This is a genomic window from Luteimicrobium album (assembly GCF_030161555.1).
In the GTDB taxonomy this organism is placed as follows: Bacteria; Actinomycetota; Actinomycetes; order Actinomycetales; family Cellulomonadaceae; genus Luteimicrobium; species Luteimicrobium album.
This window is the reverse complement of sequence record NZ_BSUK01000001.1, coordinates 3,083,027-3,103,157: the sequence shown is the minus strand read 5'-3', so window position 1 is coordinate 3,103,157 and position 20,131 is coordinate 3,083,027. Positions and strand designations below refer to the sequence as shown.

Genomic DNA, 20,131 nt, shown 5'->3' with positions numbered 1-20,131 from the left:
GAGGGCGCCCCGGCCGTCGGCCGGGGCGCCCTCGTCGTGCTGCGTCCGGGTCAGGCGGGGACCTGGCTGCCCGTCAGACGGCGGTAGGCGAACCCGACCGCGATGTACGAGACGGGGATCGTCACGAACAGGCCCAGGCCACAGACGATCGCACCCGCCACGTTGAGCAGGAACAGGAGCACCAGGAGCCCGAGGACGGACCCGAAGTTCTTCGCCACGAGGTTCCAGCTCGCGCGGATCGCGTCGAACGCGGCGAGGTCACGGTCGAGCACGAAGTAGTACGTGAACGCCGAGAAAAGCGCCACGGCGATGCCCGGCAGGATGCAGAGCACGAGCCCGATCCCGGTCAGCAGCCCGACGATCACCGCGGCGAGGACCACGTTGCCGAAGTTCCGGATCCGGAAGAAGTCGCCGACGGACGGCTTCTTGCCGGCGGACTCGTCGAGACCGCCCTTGGTGAGGAATGCCGTGATGAACGAGCTGATCACGAACCCGATGACGCTCATCACGATGCCGCCGAAGCCGAGCGAGACGCTCGCCGTGTTGGTGTTGCTGTCGAAGGCGTCACGGAAGCGGTCGTAGTCGCCCGAGACGAGGCCCCACACCAGGTTGATCCCCAGGAGGATCAGCGCGAGCAGGAGCCAGGCGCCGACGTTCTTGCCGAACCGGCGGAAGCCGAACGAGATCGCGTCGCCGACCTGGAACGGGGTCGCCGCACCGTACGTGCCGGCGGCCGTGGGCGGCGCCGTCGGGAAGCCACCGGGAGGGGCGAGTAGGCGCCGGGCGCCGGCTGCCCGTACGCGGGAGGCTGCTGGCCGTAGGGCTGCTGACCGTACGGCTGAGCCGGAGGCTGCTGACCGTAAGGCTGCTGGCCGTACGGCTGAGCCGGAGGCTGCTGACCCGGCTGCGGGTAGGCGCCCGGCTGCACGGGCGGCGCCGTCGGCGGCTGGGTCGGCTGAACGGGCTCAACCGGCTGAGCAGGCTCAGACTGGGCGGGCTGCGCCGGCTGCGCGGGCTCGTACGGCGAGCTCGGCTCGTTCGGGTCGGCGCCGGCGCCCTGGCCGGTGCCGTTCGGGTTGTCGCTCATGTCGTCCTCATCGTCGGTCGATGCGTGGGCTCCGTGAAGGTCGGGACATTCGCCCCGGGTGCCCCAGCATGGCGCAGGACGGCCGCCGTGTCACGGGTGGCGCGCGACCTCCCGCCGATCTAGCCCGGCTCCGCGAACGACGTCAGTCCGTGAGGTCGCGGACGACCGCGTCAGCGAGGAGGCGTCCTCGCAGCGTCAACGCGACCTGCCCGCGGACCGCGGCGCGGCCGTCGAGGAGGCCGTCGGCGACGAGCCCCGCGACGGCGGTGCGTGCCCGCGCCGACAGGTCGGTGACGGGCAGCCCGTCGTGCAGCCGGACGGCGAGCATGACGCGCTCCAGCCGCGCGTCGTCGGCGGTGAGGAGCTCGCGCCCCGCGGCCGGGCTGCGCCCCGCCTCGAGCGCGGCCGCGTAGGCACGCGGGTGCTTGACGTTCCACCAGCGCACGCCTGCGTGCTCCGGCTCGGGCTCGTACCCCGCGCCGGGAGCGCCGACGTACGAGTGGGCGCCGGGGCCGACGCCCCACCAGTCGTCACCGCGCCAGTAGCCGAGGTTGTGGCGGCTCGCGTGCGGACCGGTCTGCCCGCCGCGCGCCCAGTTGCTCACCTCGTACCACTCGAGCCCGGCCGCCGAGAGCAGCGCCTCGGCGAGCTCGTACTTCGCGGCCTGGTCGTCTTCGTCGGGCAGCATGAGCTCACCGCGCCTGACCTGGGCGAACATCCGCGTCCCCGGCTCGACGACGAGCGCGTACGCCGACACGTGGTCGACGTCCGTCGCGAGCGCCGCCTCGACGCTGGCCCGCCAGTCGGCCACGGACTCGCCGGGGGTGCCGTAGATGAGGTCGAGCGACACGTCGAGGCCGGCGTCTCGCGCCCACGCGACGACGTCGGGGATGCGGCGCGGGTCGTGCGTGCGGTCGAGGGTCGCGAGCACGTGCGGCACCGCCGACTGCATCCCGAAGCTCACGCGCGTGAACCCGGCGTCAGCCAGGGTGCGGAGCGAGTCCGGGGTCACCGAGTCCGGGTTCGCCTCGGTCGTCACCTCGGCGCCCTCCGCGAGGCCCCAGGCGTCGCGGACTCCCCGAGCAGGCGCGCCAAGTCGTCGGCGGGCAGCACGGTCGGGGTCCCGCCCCCGAAGAACACGGTGGACACGGGGCGCCCGCCCAGCCCGGCGTCGTCGAGCACGCGGGTCGCCAGGTCGATCTCACGCAGCGCCGTGTCCGCGTAGGCGACCTGCGACGCGCCGCCGCCCAGCTCGGACGACGTGTACGTGTTGAAGTCGCAGTACCCGCACCGCACCGTGCAGAACGGGACGTGCACGTAGACGCCGAACGCCCGCGCACCGTCTGCGCCGCCGTCGGGCGAGCCGGCCGCCCGCGCGACCGGACGCACCCAGCCCGGGAGCGCGCCGTCGTCGGGGACGGGCTCCCCTCGGGCAGGGCCGGGCTCACTTCTTCTTCGCGTCCTTCGCGTCCTTGCCGCCGCCGGCGGAGTCCGACGACAGCGCGGCGATGAACGCCTCCTGGGGCACGTCCACGCGACCGATGGTCTTCATGCGCTTCTTGCCCTCCTTCTGCTTCTCGAGCAGCTTGCGCTTGCGGGTGATGTCACCGCCGTAGCACTTCGCGAGGACGTCCTTGCGCATCGCGCGGATCGTCTCGCGCGCGATCACGCGCGACCCGACGGCCGCCTGGATCGGGACCTCGAACTGCTGGCGCGGGATGAGCTCCTTGAGCTTCGCCGTCATCATGACGCCGTACGCGTACGCCTTGTCCTTGTGCACGATCGCGCTGAACGCGTCGACCTGCTCGCCCTGGAGCAGGATGTCGACCTTCACGAGGTCGGCCACCTGCTCGTCGGTGGGCTCGTAGTCGAGGCTCGCGTACCCGCGCGTGCGGGACTTGAGCTGGTCGAAGAAGTCGAACACGATCTCCGCGAGCGGGAGCGTGTAGCGCATCTCGACCCGGTCCTCGGACAGGTAGTCCATGCCGAGCAGGTCCCCGCGCCGCGACTGCGAGAGCTCCATGACGGCGCCGATGAACTCGGCCGGCGTGAGGATCGTCGCGCGGACCACCGGCTCGCGGACCTCGCGGATCTTGCCCGCCGGGAACTCGCTCGGGTTCGTGACCGTGACCTCGGTGCGGTCCTCGAGCGTCACCGAGTAGATGACGTTCGGCGCCGTCGAGATGAGGTCGAGGTCGAACTCGCGCTCGAGGCGCTCCCGCACGATCTCGAGGTGCAGCAGACCCAGGAACCCGACGCGGAAACCGAACCCGAGCGCGACCGACGTCTCCGGCTCGTAGACCAGCGCAGCGTCGTTGAGCTTGAGCTTGTCGAGCGCGTCGCGCAGCAGCGGGTAGTCCGAGCCGTCGATCGGGTACAGACCCGAGAAGACCATGGGCTTGGGGTCCGAGTAGCCGCCGAGCGCCTCCGACGCCGGCTTGGCGGCGTTGGTCACCGTGTCGCCGACCTTCGACTGGCGCACGTCCTTGACGCCCGTGATGAGGTAGCCGACCTCGCCGACGCCCAGCCCCTTGGTGGGGATCGGCTCCGGCGAGATGACGCCGATCTCGAGCAGCTCGTGGTGGGCGCGCGTCGACATCATCACGATGCGCTCGCGGTGGTTCAGGCGCCCGTCGACGACGCGCACGTACGTCACGACACCACGGAACGTGTCGTAGACGGAGTCGAAGATCATGGCGCGCGCCGGCGCGTCCGCGTCGCCCACCGGGGGCGGGACGAGCTCGACGATGCGGTCGAGCAGCGCCGGGACGCCCTCACCCGTCTTGCCGGAGACCTTGAGGACGTCCTCCGGGTCGCCCCCGACCAGCCCAGCGAGCTCCTCGGCGTACTTCTCCGGCTGCGCCGCCGGGAGGTCGATCTTGTTGAGGACCGGGATGATCTCGAGGTCGTTCTCCATCGCCAGGTACATGTTGGCGAGCGTCTGCGCCTCGATCCCCTGGGCCGCGTCGACGAGCAGCACCGCGCCCTCGCACGCCGCGAGCGACCGCGACACCTCGTACGTGAAGTCGACGTGACCCGGCGTGTCGATCATGTTCAGGGCGTACGGGACGACCTTCTCGCCGGGGCCGGCGCCGCCGCCCAGGGCATCCGCACCGCCTGGGACTTGATGGTGATGCCACGTTCGCGCTCGATGTCCATCCGGTCGAGGTACTGGGCGCGAGCGGCGCGCTCGTCGACGACCCCCGTGAGCTGGAGCATGCGGTCGGCGAGCGTCGACTTGCCGTGGTCGATGTGCGCGATGATGCAGAAGTTGCGCAGCAGCTCGGGCGCCGTGGCGGCCGGTTGGATCCGCGCGGCGTCGGCCTGGGAAGGGATGGGGGACACGGTGCACCATTCTCCCATGACAGGAGACACCACCGGCGACCCGGTGTGCGTGCTCACCGCCGCACAGGAGTCGTTCCTCGACCTGCTCGGACGGGCGGACCCCGAGGCACCCGTCGCGACGTGCGGCGCGTGGCACGTCGCCGACCTCGCCCTGCACCTCGCCGGCATCCACTGGTGGGCGGCGGGGATGGCGCTCGGCGTCGACCTCGAGGGCGCCGACGCCTCGCAGCCGCGGGGCCGCGAGCGCCTCGTCGACGTGTACGCCTGGGCGTCCGCGCACCTGCGGGCCACCCTCACGGAGCGGCCGCTCGAGGCGCCGGCGCTCACGCTCGACGGTCCCGGTCCCGCCGGGTTCTGGTACCGCCGTCAGCTCCACGAGACGCTCGTCCACCTCGTCGACCTCCGGCTCGCGACCGGGTCGACCCCACGGTCCGCGACCGCTGCGGTCTGGGCTGCGGTCTGGGCGGACACGGTCGACGAGGTCGTCACCGTCCTGCACCCACGCCAGGTCCGGCTCGGACGCGCTCCCGCCCCGGCCGTCGCCGTCGACCTCGTCGCGACGGACGTGCACGGGCCGTCCGACGCGATCGTCCTCGCACCGCCCGTCGCCAGCTGGCGGATCGGGCGGTCCGACGCCGCCGCCGACGCACGGGTCGAGGGTCCGGCCTGGGCCCTCGCCCTCCTGCTGTGGGGCCGCCTCTCCCCCGACGACGACGCGCTCGCCGTCCGTGGTGACCCGGCGGCCCTGCAGGCGGTGCTCGGGCGCACGCTCGTGCCCTGAGGGGACGGCCCGTCAGCTGACCCGGGTGATCTCCACCCGTACGTCCAGCTCGCCGCGTCCTGCGCCGGCGTAGACGCCCTTGAGCGGCGAGACGTCGCGGTACTCGCGGCCACGCCCCAGCGCGACGTGGTCGGCGCGCACCTCCGTCCTGTTGGTCGGGTCGAAGGCGCGCCACCCGCCGGCCCACCACTCGACCCAGGCGTGCGACTCGCCCGTCACGGTCTCCCCGATCCCCGCCCCTGGCCGTGGGTGCAGATACCCCGACACGTATCGCGCGGGGATCCCGAGCCCACGCAACGCGCCGAGGACGAGATGACTCACGTCCTGGCAGACGCCCTTGCCGGCAGTCCACGCCTCGGCGGCCGTGGTGTGGACCGTCGTGACGCCCGGGACGTACTCCAGCCCGTCGCGCACCACCAGGGCCACCGCGCTGGCCGCCTCGTCCGGGGTCGCGGCGCGCGCCGACACCTCGCGTGCCAGCGCCATCAGGTCGTCCGGTGCGCGGGTGGTCGCCGAGTCGGCGAGGTACGCCGCCATGGTGTCCCGGAAGGCCGGGCCCGCCACGACGTCCCACACGTTACCGTCGCCGGGGGCGGACGGCGCTGCGTCGGGCAGCTCGACCCGCGACGCCGCGACGATCTCGAGCTGCTCGTGCTCGCGGAGCACCTCGAACGCCGTGACCGCGGTACCCCAGTAGTCGACGTAGTCGTGGGACCACGTACGGGGCTCGATGCTCAGGCGCGAGTCGAGGAGGCGCTGGCCGGGCCCCCGGCTCGGGGTCAGCCGGGCCTCGTTGTAGGAGGCCGAGACGGGCTCGGCGTAGACGAACGTGGTGCGGTGCTCCACACGCAGGACGGTCACAGCGCCTCCCCCACCCAGGTCGTCGCGAGCCCGGACGGGAAGTACCGGGACCGGATCGCGTCGCTCGCAGCGGCACAGCCGCGCTGCACGTCCTTCATGATCCGGGAAGGCTCTCGATGGTGTCGCCGAGCGGCGTGTACTCCAGGTCCGCGCGGATGCGCGCGAGCTCGCGGCGGGCGTCGTCGGCGACTCCGCGCCGGTCCGCGGCCGGGTCGAGCGCCCGCAGGCACTCCTCCGCCTGGTCGAGGGCGTGGACGACCGACCGTGGGAACAGGCGGTCCAGCAGCAGGAACTCGGCGGCCCGGTCGTCCGAGGCGAGCCCCCGGAAGGTACGCAGGAACGTCTCGTAGGCGCCGGTCGAGCGCAGCAACGTGTGCCAGCCGGGACCGGCCTCGCCCAGCTCGGCCTGCGTCTGGACCAGCCGGGCGGTCATGTCGGCGCGCTCGATCGAGCGACCGAGCACCATGAAGGACCACGTCTCGTCACGGCTCGTCGACGCGTCCACGATCCCGGTCACGACCGCCGCCCGCTCCCGGGCCCAGGCGAAGAAGTCGTGCGGACGGGCCAGCCGCAGCGGCCCCGAGACCTGGTGCCGCGTCGTGTTGAGGCACTCCCAGAGCTCGGAGGACAGGATCTCGCGCGCACGGCGGGCGTTCTCGCGAGCGGCGACGACGGCGCCCGCGATCGACGACGGGTTCCCCTGGTCGTGGGCGAGGGTTCGCAGCACCCGGACCCGGGTGACGAGCGTGTCGTCGTCGGGGACGGGATGGTCCATGACTGCCAGGAGCGCGCGGAGCGCGCGGTCCTCCGACGCCCACGGGTCCTCCGACAGCGACTGGAAGTGCACGTCGAGCATGCGCGCGGTGTCGTCCGCCCGCTCGACGTAGCGACCGATCCAGAACAGCGACTCCGCGATGCGACTCAGCATCCGGCCACCCCGCCCTCCGGCCCATGGGCCTGCTGCTGCTGCTCGGCCTGGGCGTGCAGCTCGTCGGACGGCCGGTCGCGGCGACCGGTGCCGTCAGGGTCCGTCCGAACGGACGGGTGCCCCCGACCGTGCGTCGTAGCGCCGCCGCCGTCCGGCCCGGACGCCGCCGGGCTCCCCACGAGCTCGACCACCGGTCCCGCCTCGGGGCCGGGGCCGGCGGCCGTACGCTCGAGCACCCAGGTGTCCTTCGATCCCCCGCCCTGCGAGCTGTTCACCACGAGCTGACCTTCGGGCAAGGCGACCCGTGTGAGCCCTCCCGGAAGCACCCAGACCTCCTCCCCGTCGTTGACGGCGAACGGCCGCAGGTCGATGTGCCGAGGCCGGAAGCGACCGTCGACGAACGTCGGCGACGTCGAGAGCTGGACGACGGGCTGGGCGATCCAGCCCCGCGGGTCCGCGACGACCGTGCGGCGCAGCTCCTCGAGCTCGGCCCGCGACGCGTCCGGGCCCACCACGATCCCTTTGCCGCCCGCGCCGTCGACCGGCTTGACGACGAGCTCGTCCATCCGGTCGAGGACCTCGGCCAGCGCCTCCGGGTCCTCGAGCCGCCACGTGTCGACGTTCGCCAGCACGGGCTCCTCACCGAGGTAGTAGCGGACCAGCGCGGGCACGTAGGTGTAGGTGAGCTTGTCGTCGGCGACGCCGTTGCCGACGGCGTTCGCGAGGGTCACGTTGCCGAGGCGGGCCACCGTGAGGAGCCCGGGGACGCCCAGCATCGAGTCGGCACGGAACTGGACCGGGTCGAGCCAGGCGTCGTCGACCCGGCGGTAGATCACGTCGACGCGGCGGCGACCCTCCGTCGTCCTCATCCACACCCGGCCGCCCGCGACGAACAGGTCGCGCCCCTCCACGAGCTCGACCCCCATGAGCCGCGCGAGCAGCGCGTGCTCGAAGTACGCCGAGTTGAACACGCCCGGGGTCAGGACGACCACCGTGGGCTCGGGCACGCCGTCGGGAGCAGCCGCGACGAGTGCCTCCAGCAGCCGGCGCGGGTACGCGCCGACGGGACGGATCTGGAGACGCTCGAACAGCTCGGGGAACGACTGGGCCATCGCGCGCCGGTTCGAGATGACGTAGCTCACGCCCGACGGGATGCGGACGTTGTCCTCGAGCACCCTGAACCGCCCGGCCTCGTCACGGACCAGGTCGATGCCCGACACGTGAGCGCGCACCCCGTTCGGCGGTCGGATCCCGAAGGCCTCACGCTGGAACTCCCGCGAGGACACGATCAGCGACTGCGGCACGACCCCGTCGGCGACGACCTGCTGGTCGCCGTAGACGTCGTCGAGGAACGCCTCGAGCGCCCGCACGCGCTGCGCGACGCCGACGCGCACCGTCTCCCACTCGTCCGCCTGGATGACGCGCGGCACGACGTCGAGCGGGAACGGCCGCTCCTCGCCCGCGAAGTCGAAGGTCACGCCCTGATGGAGGTAGGACCGCGCGAGCGCCTCGGCACGGGACGAGACCTCGGACGCGCTGAGTCCCCGCAGCGCGTCGACCACCGGGCCGTTGGGAGCGCGCACCTGCCGGTCCGGCGCGACCATCTCGTCCCAGGCGGGGAGCCTCGGGTAGTCGTCGAACGGGTCTGCCATGGCCGGACGCTAGCGGCCGCACGTCACGGCGACATGACGTCGGGGTTTCGGCGGCGATACCGCGGCGGCGCGCGTGTGACCGCTCGAGGTCGGGAGCGCCGTCCGGTCGGCTACGTTGGCTTCCGTGGCGAAGCGCTTCTGGTCCGACCTGCTCCGAACCCTCGGACGCACGCTGACGTCAGGCCCGTCCAGGCCGGGCACCGGAGGGCGCGGCGGCACCGCGACGCGCCCCCGGGTGAAGCCGGCGCCCGGTCGCACGGCCGGCCCCGGTGGCGGGGGTGCCTACCCCGGCGACTTCACCGGCGTGGTCCGGCCCGAGTACTCCCCGCGCTCGACGGCGACGCGGACCCCGGCGAGATCGTCTGGACCTGGGTGCCGTTCGAGGAGGACGCGAGCCAGGGCAAGGACCGGCCGGTGCTCGTCGTCGGGCGGGACGGACGGTGGCTGCTGGCGCTCATGCTCACCAGCAAGGAACACAGCCGGGACGCCGCGGACGAGGCCCGCTGGGGCCGCCGGTGGCTCGACATCGGGGCAGGCCCGTGGGACCGCCAAGGGCGGCCGTCCGAGGTACGGCTCGACCGGGTCCTGCGGATCGACCCGGCACGGGTCCGACGTGAGGGCGCGGTCATGGACCGCCGCACGTTCGACGTGGTCGTCGCCGGGCTCTGACCTGCACGGTCCGCGGTTTCGGGGCTGCGCCAGGCTTTGGTAGACTCTGAGGCTGCGTGTCCGCCTGGTTCCGGGCGTCGCGCCGGGCGGTCGCCCTCTAACGATCGCCGGGTGCAGACCGGGCCGAAGGTCGGCGGGCACAGCTCCGGAACCTCTCCACGGGTCCCCACCCCAGTCCCGGTACCGGAGTCGCCCTCTACGACCTGTCCCTTCGCCTCAGGCGAAACACACCAGAGAGTCCACACGTGGCAAACATCAAGTCCCAGCTCAAGCGCATCCGCACGAACGAGAAGGCCCGCCTTCGCAACAAGGCCGTGAAGTCGGAGCTCAAGACGTACGTGCGTCGGGTCCGCGAGGCCGTCGCCGCCGGCGACAAGGACGCCGCGACGACCGCGCTCGCGACCGCGTCGCGCAAGCTCGACAAGGCCGTCTCCAAGGGCGTCATCCACAAGAACCAGGCCGCGAACCGCAAGTCGGCGCTGGCCAAGTCCGTCGGCGCGCTCTGACACCTCGCGAGCCGCAGCGCCGGTAGGCGCCGCTCGCACCACCGAACGCCGCATCCCTTCCGGGGTGCGGCGTTCGTGCGTTCGAGAGGCACTCGCTGACCGGCCGCGCTCCCCACGCCTACCCCGCGCCGACCATGGTCATGCCCACCGACCCAGGCCTGAGACCGTGCACATCCCCATGGTCGGCGGACCGAGACGGGCCAAACCTCATCGGTCGGCGAGCGGGCTGGAGCGAGCCGGCGGGTGCGCGAAGGTGGCGAAGGACGTCACGGAGTCGGCACGGCCCCCAGGGCCGCGGGGCAACAGTCCGAGCCGCCTGGCCGCGCACGCCCGCGGGCGTGGCCGTCGACGACGCACGGGCGGATCAGCTGCGCCAGGCCTCCGGGACGCCGACGCGACGTCGTTCGACGTACGCGACGAGCCGGTCCGCAACGAGGAACGCGACGGCACCACCGACGGCGTCGAGCAGGTAGTGGTTCGCGGTCGCCAGGATCACCAGCAGCGTCATGAGCGGGTACAGGACGCCGACGACGCGCTGCCAGACCCGGCTCGCGCACCGCCAGAGCGTGGTGCCGCACCACAGGGACCAGCCGAAGTGCAGGGACGGCATGGCGGCGTACTGGTTGGAGACGCCCGTGTTGCTCGGGCCGCTCGAGTCCATGCCCCAGGTGTGGAAGTGGGGCACGGTGTCGACGAACCCGGCGCCGGGCAGCAGCCGCGGCGGCGCGAGCGGGTAGAGCCAGAAGCAGATCAGCCCGATGAGGGTCATCACGACGAGCGCGGTGCGATAGTGCGAGTACACCTGCGGCCGCCGCACCCACAGCCAGACGAGAGTCGCGATCACCGCGGGCAGGAACAGCGTCGCGTAGAAGTAGTTGGCCGGCACCGCGAGCCACGGGTGTGCGACGACGAAGTCGTTGATCCCGTGCTCGACGTCGATGCGGAGGCTCTCCTCCAGGCGGAGCCCGTTCCACGCGTTGTGCTCGGCGAGCGAGCTGCGCTGCGGAGCGAGGTTACGGATGACCGAGTAGACCGCGTACACCGCCACGACCAGCAGGGCCTCGCGGCCGAGCGCTCGTGCGGATCGCGGCCGGACGCGCACCACGTCACGGCCGAGCTGGGACATGCGCAGCCCCCTTCTTTCTGCGATGTTCCGCCGCGCGACCGCAGGCGGGGACCTGGGCGCACGTCCTCGATGCCCGAATATCCTAACCCCGGGTGTCCGACGGCCGACGGATGCCTTACCGGCCGGTGGCGCGCGCCACCGTGAGGACGGCCCGCTCGACCGAGTAGACCGGGTCGCGACCCCCGCCCTTGACCTCCTCGTCGGCCCGCGCGACGGCCGTGATCGCGGTCGCGAGACCCTCCGGCGTCCAGCGGACGAGCTCCTTGCGCGCGCGCTCGAGCTGCCAGGGTGCCAGCCCGAGGTCCTGGGGCCGGGGCCCGCCGGCGCTGCGCGTCGCGGCGACCTTGGCGAGCTGGCGCAGCTTGAGCGCGAGAGCCGCGACCACGACGACAGGGTCCACCCCGGAGGCGAGCGCGTGCCGCAGCAGCGTCACGGCGTCGGCGGAGCGCCCCGCTGCCGCGGCGTCGGCGACCCGGAACCCGGTGACCTCCATGCGGCCGCCGTAGTAGCGGTCCACGACGGCGGTCGTCACCGTGCCGGTCGTGTCCGCGACGAGCTGCGAGCACGCGGACGCGAGCTCGCGCAGGTCGCTGCCCAGCGCGGCGACGAGCCCCTGCACGGCCTCCGCGTCGATGCGCCGGCCTGCCGTGCGGAACTCGGCCCGGACGAAGTCCTCCTTGTCGGAGTCGCGCTTGAGCGCGTCGCACGCGACGACGGGCGCACCGGTCGCCTTGATCGCGTCGAGCATGCGCTTGCCACGCTGCCCGCCCCGGTGCACGACGACGAGCGTCACGTCCGGCTCGGGGGCACCGACGTACTCGACCACCTCGGTGACAAGGGCGTCGGTGCCGAGCTGCGCGTCGTCGACGACCACGACGCGCGGCTCCCCGAACAGCGACGGGCTCGTCGCGACGGCGAGCCTGCCCGTCTCGTAGGTCGGTCCGGCCACGTCGATGCGTTCCAGCCTCTCGGCTCCCGCGGCGTCACGGGCCAGCGCCACCGCGCGCTCGACGGCGCGCTCCGCGAGCAGCCCTTCGGGGCCGCTCACGAGGATCACGGGAGCGAGCTCGAGCTCCGCCGCGGTGAGGCCCGCGCGGGCGGGGCGGGCTCCGGTGGAGCGGCGGGCCGGTCGGGTCGCTGCAGGCATGCCCGTAGCGTGCCACGCACCGCCCACGACCACCCAGCGAGCGACGGCCTCGCTCCCGGCGCCCAGGGCACGCGCACTCCAGCGGCATCGGCGAGCCTCCGCCAGTTCCACAGCGCCGCTCCGGCCGCCGCCGTCGCGACCGCGAGCAGGACCGCCCCGACGGGGCCGCCCGTCCACGGCACGCTCGCGCCGGGGAGCCCGGCGGCGACGATCGCGACCCGCGCGATCCACCACGTGGCGCACCCAGCCACCCAGGCGAGCATGTGCGCCCCGCCGGGCCACACCGGAGCCAGGAGGGTCGCGAGCACGCCGAGCACGGTCGCGGGAGCGAGGGCCGGGTCCGCGACGAGGTTCGCGGGCACGGACCACAGGGACACGGCGGGCGCGAGCAGCACGAGCACCGGGCCGCAGGCCGCCTGCGCCGCGACCGGGACGGCGAGGACGAGTGCGAGGTGCCGTGGCAGCCAGGCCGACAGCCGCCGGGCGAGCGGGCCGGCGAGCAGCACGATGCCGGCGGTCGCCGCGACCGACAGGACGAAGCCGAAGGCCCGCGCGAGCCACGGGTCGGCGACCAGCAGCACGACCACGGAGGCCGCGAGCGCCGGGACGGCCCGCGCCGAGCGGCCGAGGGCGGTCCCGAGGAGGACGACCGCACACATCCCGGCCGACCGCACGACGCTCGGGTCGGGTCGCACGAGCAGGACGAAGCCCGCCGTCGCCGGAGCGAGCACCGCGAGCCGCGCCCACCGGCCGAGCCCCAGGAGGGCGCACAGGCCGCTCAGGGTCGCCACGACGATCGCGAAGTGCCCCCGGACACCGCCGTCACATGGGTGAGGCCCACCGTACGCATCGCGGTGTCGAGGTCGTCGGGCAGCCGCGTCACGTCGCCCACGGCCACACCGGGGACGAGCGCCCGGGCCTGCGGGGAGAGATCGTCCGTCACGTCCATGAGCGCGGACCGCAGGTCGTCGGCGCCGGCCACCGGGCCGTGCGGGGGCGCGCGGACGTCCGGCGCCCGCAGGGGCACGAGCTGCGCCACCTCGCGCTCCCCGGATCGGCGGGACGCAGGCGACCGGTCACGACGACGCGCGCTCCGACCGCGACGTCCGACCAGCCCGGGTCGCCGCGCACGAGCACGGGCGCGGCGGCCCGCCAGGCACGGGTGCCGTCGTCGACGGTGGTGACGTCGAGCGAGGCGAGCACGACACCCTCGCCCCAGGTCGAGCGCAGCGGCACGGGGTCGTCGCGGACGGTGGCCTCGACCGTGACCACGCGACCCGCCGCGGCGAGGTCGCCGAGGTCCGCCCGGTCGCGCACGGCGAGCTGGACCGCGCAGGCCGCGAGCGCCACGGCGGCCGCCCCGACGGCGAGCGCGGCGGGCGGCGCGAGGGCGGCGGGGCGTGGCCGGCGCGTGCGCCGACCCCGGCGGGCCGGGAGCAGCGGGATCGCGGCGACCAGTCCCACGACGACGGCGCCCGCGACGGGCGCGACGAGGGCTGCGAGCACGACCACGTGCGTCCCCGCGGCGACCGCCCACCAGCACACCAGCCACGTCGCGAGGGCGGCGGGCGCGAGCCGGAGGTCGACGGGCGCGCGGGCACCCGCGCTCACACGCGCACCAGGTCGCGCAGCCGCCCCATCAGCGCCGGGCCGATGCCGGAGACCTCGTCGAGCTGGTCGACGCTGGTGAAGGGGCCGTTCTGCGTCCGGTGGTCGACGATGCGCTGCGCGAGGACGGGTCCGATCCCGGGGAGCGCGTCGAGGGCTGCCGCGTCGGCGGTGTTGAGGTCGACCGGGGTGCCGGACGAGGCGGCGGGCGACGCATCGCCGTCACCCGTCGCGGACCCGTCCCCGCTCGCGCCGGACGCTGCCGCGGGCGCCGCCGTCTCTCCCTTCCGCGGGACGCGCACCTGCTGCCCGTCCGCGACGACGGACGCGAGGTTGACGGCGTCGAGCCGGGCCGACGACGTCGCGCCGCCGGCGGCCTCGACCGCATCCTCGAGCCGGGCGCCGGACGCGAGGTGCACCAGCCCGGGGTGGCGGACGGCCCCGACGACGTGCACGAGGATCGTCGCGCCGTCGCCCGTGCCCGACGGTGCGGCGGAGGCGTCCGCGGGCTCGGGCGTCGCGCTGGGCCGTGCGACGCCGCCCGACGCGCGCGGCGTCGAGACCTCGACGGCTACCCGCGCCGCGGGAGCGCCTGCACCTCGGGAGACCGCCACGGTGACGACGGCGGCGCCCACCGCGAGCACTACCGCGAGGACGAGCGCCGCGGTCCGGACGGTCACGGCCCATCGGCGCGGCCCGGCGGGCTCGTCGAGGTCGGCGCCCACGGGATGGCCGTGCGCGGTCGTGTAGGCGGACGCGACCGCGCCCATCGCGCCCGCGCGGAACCGCGCCGCGACGTCGTCGGCGTCGGTCTCCCCTGCGCCGGCGTCCGAGAGCCGACCCGCCCCGGCGCCGTCGGCCGGGGGATCCGGGGAGTCCGCGAACCGTGCCGGCGCTCGCGCCGGAAGGACCGGGCTCCACGGCGCTGCCGGCGGATGGAGCGACCCCGAGACGCGCTCGTCCTCGGGCGTCGCGACGGCGTGGTCCGGGTCGTCGACGGTGAGCGGGGCGACGAGGCGACGCGCACGGTCACGCGCGTCGGGCGGGGTGGGTCGGGGCACGCGCCGACGCTAGGCGCGGCGCACCAGCGGCCGGCGACGCGGGGACGCCGCCGGTGGACGTCCGGTCCCGTCCACAGGAGCGGCGTCGGGCGTCAGGCCTTGTCCCGCGCCGCACGCCGGGAGGACTCGGCCAGGTCCGAGACGACGACGGCGAGCGTCCCGGGTCCGGTGTGCGCGCCCAGGACGGCGCTCACGGGCGAGACGAGCACGGCGTGGCCCGTGCGCTCCTCGAGCTCGCGCGCGAGCTCGAAGGCGGGCTCGTGCACGCCGATGTAGTGGACGGCGATCGCGGGATCCGTGCGGCGCTCGACGGACGCGACGGCGACCTCGATCATCCGGTCGACGGCGGCGCGGCGCGTGCGGATCCGTTGGACCAGCTCGATCTTCCCGTCGCGCAGCGTCAGGAGGGGCGGACCCCGAATACGGTCCCGAGGGCGGCCGCGGGCGTCGAGAGCCGGCCCCCGCGGCGCAGGTGGTCGAGCGAGTCGACGAGGAAGACGGCGCGCGCGGTGCCCGCGACCTGCATCGCGCGGCGCGCGACCGCGTCGCCGGCCGCCCCGTCGCGCGCCGCTCGTGCGGCCTCGCGCACCGCGAAGCCGAGCGCCATCGCGGCGGACCGCGAGTCGACGACGCGGACCGGGAGCCGTGCGGTCGCCGCCGCGGCGGCCGCCTGGTGCACGGTGCCCGACAGCTCCCCCGACAGGTGGATCGAGACGACGCCCGACGCGCCCTCGGCAGCGGCCCGCTCGTACGCGGCCTCGAACGCGGCTCGCGACGGCTGGGACGTCGTCACCCGTGCACCGGACCCGAGGGCGCCGGCGATCTCGTCGGGCGTGATGTCCTCCCCTCGCGCGCGGCGACCCCGTCGATGACCACCGTGAGGGGCACGACGTCGACGAGGTCCTGCACCGGGTCCGGCGCGTCCGGAAGGGACGCCGTGGAGTCGGTGACGACACGGACGGGGCCGGGTGCACGGCGACGGAGCGGGCTCATCGCCTCCACCTTAGAGTTCGCGCGGGCAGTCCATGCCCGCGACGCAAGGGCAGCGCCTCCCCGCGCGAACTCCTATGATGCGAGACATGGCCGACGACGCTCCCGGTCCGGACGACATCGCTGCTCTTCGCGCCGCGGCGGCTCAGGCCGCGGCGGAGGCGGCCGAGGCGAAGGCTGCTGCGGCGCAGGCCGCGCTCGACGCCGCGATCGCACGGTCGCCCGGTGCGCCCCCTGCGGCGCCCGCCACCGACGCTCCGGCGAGCGACGCCCCGGGCGAGGCCGAGGACGCGGCGGACGCGCCGTCGTCGGGCAGGGAGAGCGAGCCGCCCGCGAAGGCGACCGAGAAGCCCGACCCGGCCGCGACGCACCCCGGCTCCGGCGGCTACCGCGACCAGGTGCGGACCGCCTACGCCTACCAGGGCGGCACGCTCCCCCTGGGGGCGCTGCTCGTCGCGGCGGACGGGAGCGACGGTGGCCAGGCGGACCCAGCCCCCGACGCCTCCGTGCAGGTCGGCTTCGCGCTGTCGATGCTCAACCGGCACGGGCTCGTGGCGGGCGCGACGGGCACCGGCAAGACGAAGACGCTCCAGGGCATGGCGGAGGGGCTGTCGGCGGCGGGCGTGCCCGTGTTCCTCGCGGACGTCAAGGGCGACCTGTCGGGCCTCGCGGTGGCGGGCAAGGACGATCCGAAGGTCGCGGAGCGGGCGGCGTCGATCGGGCAGGACTGGGCGCCCACGTCGTTCCCCACCGAGCTCTACGCGCTCGGCGGGCTCGGCACGGGCGTCCCCGTCCGGACGACGGTCACGGACTTCGGGCCGCTGCTGCTGTCGAAGGTGCTGGGCCTCAACGACACCCAGGAGTCGAGCCTCGGCCTGATCTTCCACTGGGCCGACACGCAGGGCCTCGCGCTGCTGGACCTCAAGGACCTGCAATCGACCATCGCGTACCTGACGTCCGACGACGGCAAGGCGGAGCTCAAGGGCATCGGCGGACTGTCGGCGGCGACCGCGGGCGTGATCCTGCGGGAGATCGTGGGGCTGCAGGCGCAGGGCGCGGACGTGTTCTTCGGGGAGCCCGCGTTCGACACGGCCGCGCTGCTGCGGACGGCGCCCGACGGCCGCGGGATGGTGTCGTGCCTCGAGCTGCCGACGGTGCAGGACCGGCCGGCGCTGTTCTCGACCTTCCTCATGTGGCTGCTCGCCGACCTCTACCACGACCTCCCGGAGGTCGGGGACCCGGACAAGCCCAAGCTGGTGTTCTTCTTCGACGAGGCGCACCTGCTGTTCAACGGGGCGTCGAAGGCCTTCCTCGAGCAGGTCGTGCAGACGGTCCGGCTCGTGCGGTCCAAGGGTGTCGGGGTCTTCTTCATCACCCAGAGCCCCAAGGACGTGCCCGCCGACGTCCTCGCCCAGCTCGGCAACCGGGTCCAGCACGCGCTCCGGGCCTTCACGCCCGACGACGCCACGGCCCTGCGCGCGGCCGTCCGGACGTTCCCGACCTCGCCGTACGAGCTGGAGCAGCTCCTGCAGTCGCTCGGCACCGGGGAGGCCGTCGTGACGGTGCTCACCGAGAAGGGCGCGCCCGCCCCCGTGGCATGGACCCGGGTGCGCGCGCCGCAGTCGTCGATGGACCCCGCACCCGAGGCGGCGCTCGCCGGGATCGTCGCCGCGTCGCCGCTGCAGGCACAGTACGGCACCGCGGTCGACAACGAGTCGGCGTACGAGCTGCTGGCGCAGCGGGTCGAGGCCCAGCAGGCGGCGGCCGACCAGGCCGCGGCGGCCGAGGCGGCGGCGAAGGAGCGGGCCGCCGCCGACAAGGAGGCCGAGAAGGCCGCCAAGAAGCAGGCCGACGACCTCGCGAAGATGCAGGCGAAGCTCGAGCGCGACGCCGCGAAGGCGCGCACCGGTTCCAGCTCGGGCTCCGGCGGGACGCGCCGGTCGACGCCGCAGAACCCGCTCGACAAGCTCCTCGGGTCGATGGCGACGACGCTGGGGCGCGAGATCACGCGCAGCGTGTTCGGCACGCGCCGGCGCTGACCGGGTCTCCGGAGAATCCCTACGTGACGTGCGCGATAACCGCTCGACGGTCGTCGGTCGAAACGATACGATGATGCCTGCGCGAACCGGTCACGACCGGTCGCCGTGCGCCCTCCCCGACTTCCCCGCCGACCCCGCCACGCCTCGTCGCGCCGTCGGCCCCTGCCCTGCCCCAGGAGCTCCGTCCTTCCATGGCCCACGCCCTCACGTCCGGCCGCCCGTGGCGCGTCGTCCTCGTCTTCGCGATCCCGCTGTTCGTCGGGAACGTCGTCCAGCAGCTCTACCAGGTGACCGACGCGTTCGTCGTCGGCCGCCACCTCGGCGTCGACGCGCTCGCCGCCGTCGGCTCGACCGGCAGCCTCCTGTTCCTGCTCCTCGGTTTCGCGTGGGGCATGACCTCGGGCTTCGCGATCCCGACGGCGCAGGCGTTCGGTGCGGGCGACCACGCGGCCGTCCGGCGCTCGGTCGCGGTGGGAACGATCCTCACCGCCGCGTCGAGCCTCGTGATCACGGTCGCGGCCGTCGGGCTCGCCCGCCCCGCGCTCGAGGCGCTGCGCACCCCCGCCGACCTCATCGACGACGCGACGACCTTCGCGACCGTGAGCTTCGCGGGCGCCGCCGCCACCATGTTCTTCAACTACCTCGCCGCGATCATCCGGGCCATCGGCGACTCGCGGACCCCGCTCGTGTTCCTCGTCGTGAGCTGCGTGCTCAACGGCGCGCTCGTCCTCGCGCTCGTCGGGGCCGCCGGGCTGGGCGTCGGTGGCGCCGCGCTCGCGACCATCGTGTCGCAGGCCGTCTCCGTCGTGCTCTGCCTGGTCCACGTCCGCCGCCGCGTGCCCGCGCTCCACATCGGACGGGCCGACCTGCGCGGCGCGCTGCGCGACCCCGCCGACCTCGGCCGCCACCTGCGGCTCGGCGTCCCCATGGGCCTGCAGGCGTCGATCATCGCGATCGGGACCCTCACCGTGCAGCTCAAGCTCAACGAGCTCGGCTCGACCGCCGTCGCCGCCTACACCGCGGCAGCCCGCGTCGACTCGCTCGCGGTCGCCCTGCTCGGCTCCCTCGGGCTCGCCGTGTCCACCTACGCGGCGCAGAATCACGGTGCCGGGCGTCCCGACCGGATCCGGTCCGGCGTCGTCCAGTCCGTCGCTGTCTCCGTCGTGGGCTCGCTCGCGCTCGGCGCGGTCCTCGTGGCGTTCGGCAGCGACCTCGTCGGGCTGTTCGTCGGCCCGAGCGAGACCGAGGTGACCTCGATGGCGGCGCACTTCCTGCGCGTCAACGGTGCCCTGTACGCGGCGCTCGGCGTGCTGTTCGTGCTGCGCGGCGCCCTCCAGGGGCTCGGCCGCACCCTCGTGCCGACCCTCTCCGGCCTCCTGGAGCTGGTCATGCGCGTCGGCGTCGCCCTGGTGCTCGGCGGCGCGTTCGGGTACGCGGGGATCGTCTGGAGCAACCCGCTCGCGTGGATCGGCTCCGTGCTGCTGCTCGTGCCCGCGTACGTCGTGTGCCACCGGGCGCTCGGACGGCTGGCACGGACAGCGGCGACCCTCCCCGGCTCTGAGCCCGACGATGCCCCCGTCGTCGTCCGGCGGCTCCACCGGGTGCGTACCCGGCGTGGGCCGCGCTCGCTGGTGCGCGGCCGGCGCAGCGCGTCGCGTCGCCCTGCACGGCGCCCCTCCCGGGCATAGACCGGCTCCGGGCGTCAGAAACCTCGACATCGGCGCCCGAGGGTGGGGTTGTTCCCCGGCCGACTCGGCGACCATGACGTCGTCCCCCGTGCGGAGCCGGATCGGGGCACGAGGTCACGCTCGAGCAAGGCCCGGTGGCCAGGCGCATGGTCGACGACGGCGCGAGCGCACCCGCCAATCCCTCACCCGCGTCGCGGAGTTCAGGCACGCTCGCCGCGAGGGATCGCGAGGTCGGCGACCGTCGCGAGCGGCACGACGCCCTCGGCGTCGGCCGCGAGCGCCACGTCCTCGGTGACGAGGGCGTCGGCCTGGAGGGTCGCCACCGCGAGCAGCTCCGCGCGCCGGACGTCGTCCCAGTCCCGTTCACGCGCGATGCGCCACGCCGTCGCACGGGAACCGCGGTCGCCGAGCAGCCGGATCCTCAGGCCCGCGACGCCCTCGAGCTGGTCGCGCGCTTCCCCGGGGTCGAGGGTCCCGGCCCGCGCCTCCCGGTAGAGGATCGCCATCGCCTCGGACCGCAGCGCGGCCGCGCCGACGAGCTGATGTCCGTGGGCGAGGGTGGCGGTGCCGCGCACGAGCCGGAGCGCGACGGGGGCGTCGATCGCGAAGCGGGTCATGCCCCGATGCTCGCACCGGACCCCGA

The 20,131-nt window shown here is 74.3% G+C and carries 16 protein-coding genes and 4 pseudogenes; 5 read left to right on the top strand and 15 right to left on the bottom strand.

The genetic code is table 11. The annotated features are described in order from the left end of the window. Positions 1-50: 50 nt before the first annotated feature. From QQK45_RS15790 to lepA, 3 genes and pseudogenes are all read right to left on the bottom strand, one after another. On the bottom strand, positions 51-605 hold the full coding sequence (locus QQK45_RS15790) for a DUF7544 domain-containing protein (protein ID WP_284294093.1): 555 nt from the start codon (positions 603-605) through the stop codon (positions 51-53). 624 nt (positions 606-1,229) lie between these two features. After that, positions 1,230-2,535 (bottom strand): annotated as a pseudogene (gene hemW, locus QQK45_RS15785) (radical SAM family heme chaperone HemW). Further along, positions 2,532-4,450 (bottom strand): annotated as a pseudogene (gene lepA, locus QQK45_RS15780) (translation elongation factor 4). The pseudogenes hemW and lepA overlap by 4 nt, the downstream one beginning before the upstream one ends. Here lepA and QQK45_RS15775 point away from each other — a divergent pair. Further along, positions 4,449-5,213, top strand: a complete 765-nt coding sequence (locus QQK45_RS15775) for a maleylpyruvate isomerase N-terminal domain-containing protein (protein WP_284294092.1) — start codon at positions 4,449-4,451, stop codon at positions 5,211-5,213. The pseudogene lepA and the gene QQK45_RS15775 overlap by 2 nt on opposite strands. Before the next feature lie 12 nt (positions 5,214-5,225). Here the strand turns inward: QQK45_RS15775 and QQK45_RS15770 are convergent, their stop codons facing one another. The 3 genes and pseudogenes from QQK45_RS15770 to QQK45_RS15760 all read right to left on the bottom strand — a co-directional run bounded on the left by QQK45_RS15770 (position 5,226) and on the right by QQK45_RS15760 (position 8,654). After that, a complete protein-coding gene (locus QQK45_RS15770; protein WP_284294091.1) occupies positions 5,226-6,074 on the bottom strand; it encodes a transglutaminase family protein in 849 nt (282 codons plus the stop codon). After that, positions 6,071-7,002 (bottom strand): annotated as a pseudogene (locus QQK45_RS15765) (alpha-E domain-containing protein). The gene QQK45_RS15770 and the pseudogene QQK45_RS15765 overlap by 4 nt, the downstream one beginning before the upstream one ends. Further along, entirely contained in the window at positions 6,996-8,654 is a 1,659-nt protein-coding gene (locus QQK45_RS15760) for a circularly permuted type 2 ATP-grasp protein (RefSeq protein ID WP_431310289.1), read from the bottom strand. Before QQK45_RS15760 ends, QQK45_RS15765 begins: the two are co-directional and overlap by 7 nt. A gap of 372 nt (positions 8,655-9,026) precedes the next feature. Here QQK45_RS15760 and QQK45_RS15755 point away from each other — a divergent pair, with 372 nt between their 5' ends. Both QQK45_RS15755 and rpsT read left to right on the top strand, forming a co-directional pair. Beyond that, complete coding sequence (locus QQK45_RS15755; RefSeq protein WP_431310288.1) at positions 9,027-9,323, top strand: type II toxin-antitoxin system PemK/MazF family toxin; 297 nt, start codon at positions 9,027-9,029, stop codon at positions 9,321-9,323. A 245-nt stretch (positions 9,324-9,568) separates the two neighbouring features. Then, positions 9,569-9,829, top strand: a complete 261-nt coding sequence (gene rpsT / locus QQK45_RS15750) for a 30S ribosomal protein S20 (RefSeq protein WP_036949611.1) — start codon at positions 9,569-9,571, stop codon at positions 9,827-9,829. 364 nt (positions 9,830-10,193) lie between these two features. Here the strand turns inward: rpsT and QQK45_RS15745 are convergent, their stop codons facing one another. From QQK45_RS15745 to QQK45_RS15710, 8 genes and pseudogenes are all read right to left on the bottom strand, one after another. Beyond that, complete coding sequence (locus tag QQK45_RS15745; RefSeq protein WP_284294090.1) at positions 10,194-10,955, bottom strand: phosphatase PAP2 family protein; 762 nt, start codon at positions 10,953-10,955, stop codon at positions 10,194-10,196. Positions 10,956-11,070: 115 nt separating this feature from the next. Continuing rightward, complete coding sequence (gene holA, locus QQK45_RS15740; RefSeq protein ID WP_284294089.1) at positions 11,071-12,102, bottom strand: DNA polymerase III subunit delta; 1,032 nt, start codon at positions 12,100-12,102, stop codon at positions 11,071-11,073. Beyond that, positions 12,009-12,893: a ComEC/Rec2 family competence protein gene (locus QQK45_RS15735; protein WP_284294088.1), complete on the bottom strand. Its 885-nt coding sequence runs from the start codon at positions 12,891-12,893 to the stop codon at positions 12,009-12,011. The genes holA and QQK45_RS15735 overlap by 94 nt, the downstream gene beginning before the upstream one ends. After that, positions 12,881-13,045 carry a hypothetical protein gene (locus QQK45_RS15730; RefSeq protein WP_284294087.1) on the bottom strand — a complete coding sequence of 55 codons (165 nt, stop codon included), beginning with the start codon at positions 13,043-13,045 and terminating at the stop codon, positions 12,881-12,883. Before QQK45_RS15730 ends, QQK45_RS15735 begins: the two co-directional genes overlap by 13 nt. Next, complete coding sequence (locus QQK45_RS15725) at positions 13,042-13,713, bottom strand: hypothetical protein (protein WP_284294086.1); 672 nt, start codon at positions 13,711-13,713, stop codon at positions 13,042-13,044. The genes QQK45_RS15730 and QQK45_RS15725 overlap by 4 nt, the downstream gene beginning before the upstream one ends. Further along, positions 13,710-14,771: a helix-hairpin-helix domain-containing protein gene (locus QQK45_RS15720; protein ID WP_284294085.1), complete on the bottom strand. Its 1,062-nt coding sequence runs from the start codon at positions 14,769-14,771 to the stop codon at positions 13,710-13,712. Before QQK45_RS15720 ends, QQK45_RS15725 begins: the two co-directional genes overlap by 4 nt. A 92-nt stretch (positions 14,772-14,863) precedes the next feature. After that, a pseudogene (locus QQK45_RS15715) lies at positions 14,864-15,564 on the bottom strand (DegV family protein). Beyond that, positions 15,561-15,764 carry a hypothetical protein gene (locus QQK45_RS15710; RefSeq protein ID WP_284294084.1) on the bottom strand — a complete coding sequence of 68 codons (204 nt, stop codon included), beginning with the start codon at positions 15,762-15,764 and terminating at the stop codon, positions 15,561-15,563. Before QQK45_RS15710 ends, QQK45_RS15715 begins: the two are co-directional and overlap by 4 nt. An 86-nt stretch (positions 15,765-15,850) precedes the next feature. On the opposite strand from QQK45_RS15710, the gene QQK45_RS15705 reads away from it, so the two are divergent. Further along, positions 15,851-17,800, top strand: coding sequence for a helicase HerA-like domain-containing protein (locus QQK45_RS15705; protein ID WP_284294083.1), 1,950 nt, complete (start codon positions 15,851-15,853; stop codon positions 17,798-17,800). A 191-nt stretch (positions 17,801-17,991) separates the two neighbouring features. After that, a complete protein-coding gene (locus tag QQK45_RS15700; protein ID WP_284294082.1) occupies positions 17,992-19,488 on the top strand; it encodes an MATE family efflux transporter in 1,497 nt (498 codons plus the stop codon). A gap of 200 nt (positions 19,489-19,688) precedes the next feature. On the opposite strand, the gene QQK45_RS15695 is transcribed toward QQK45_RS15700, so the two are convergent. Further along, positions 19,689-20,105 (bottom strand): hypothetical protein, encoded by a 417-nt coding sequence (locus QQK45_RS15695; protein ID WP_284294081.1) that lies wholly within the window; start codon positions 20,103-20,105, stop codon positions 19,689-19,691. Positions 20,106-20,131 lie beyond the last annotated feature (26 nt).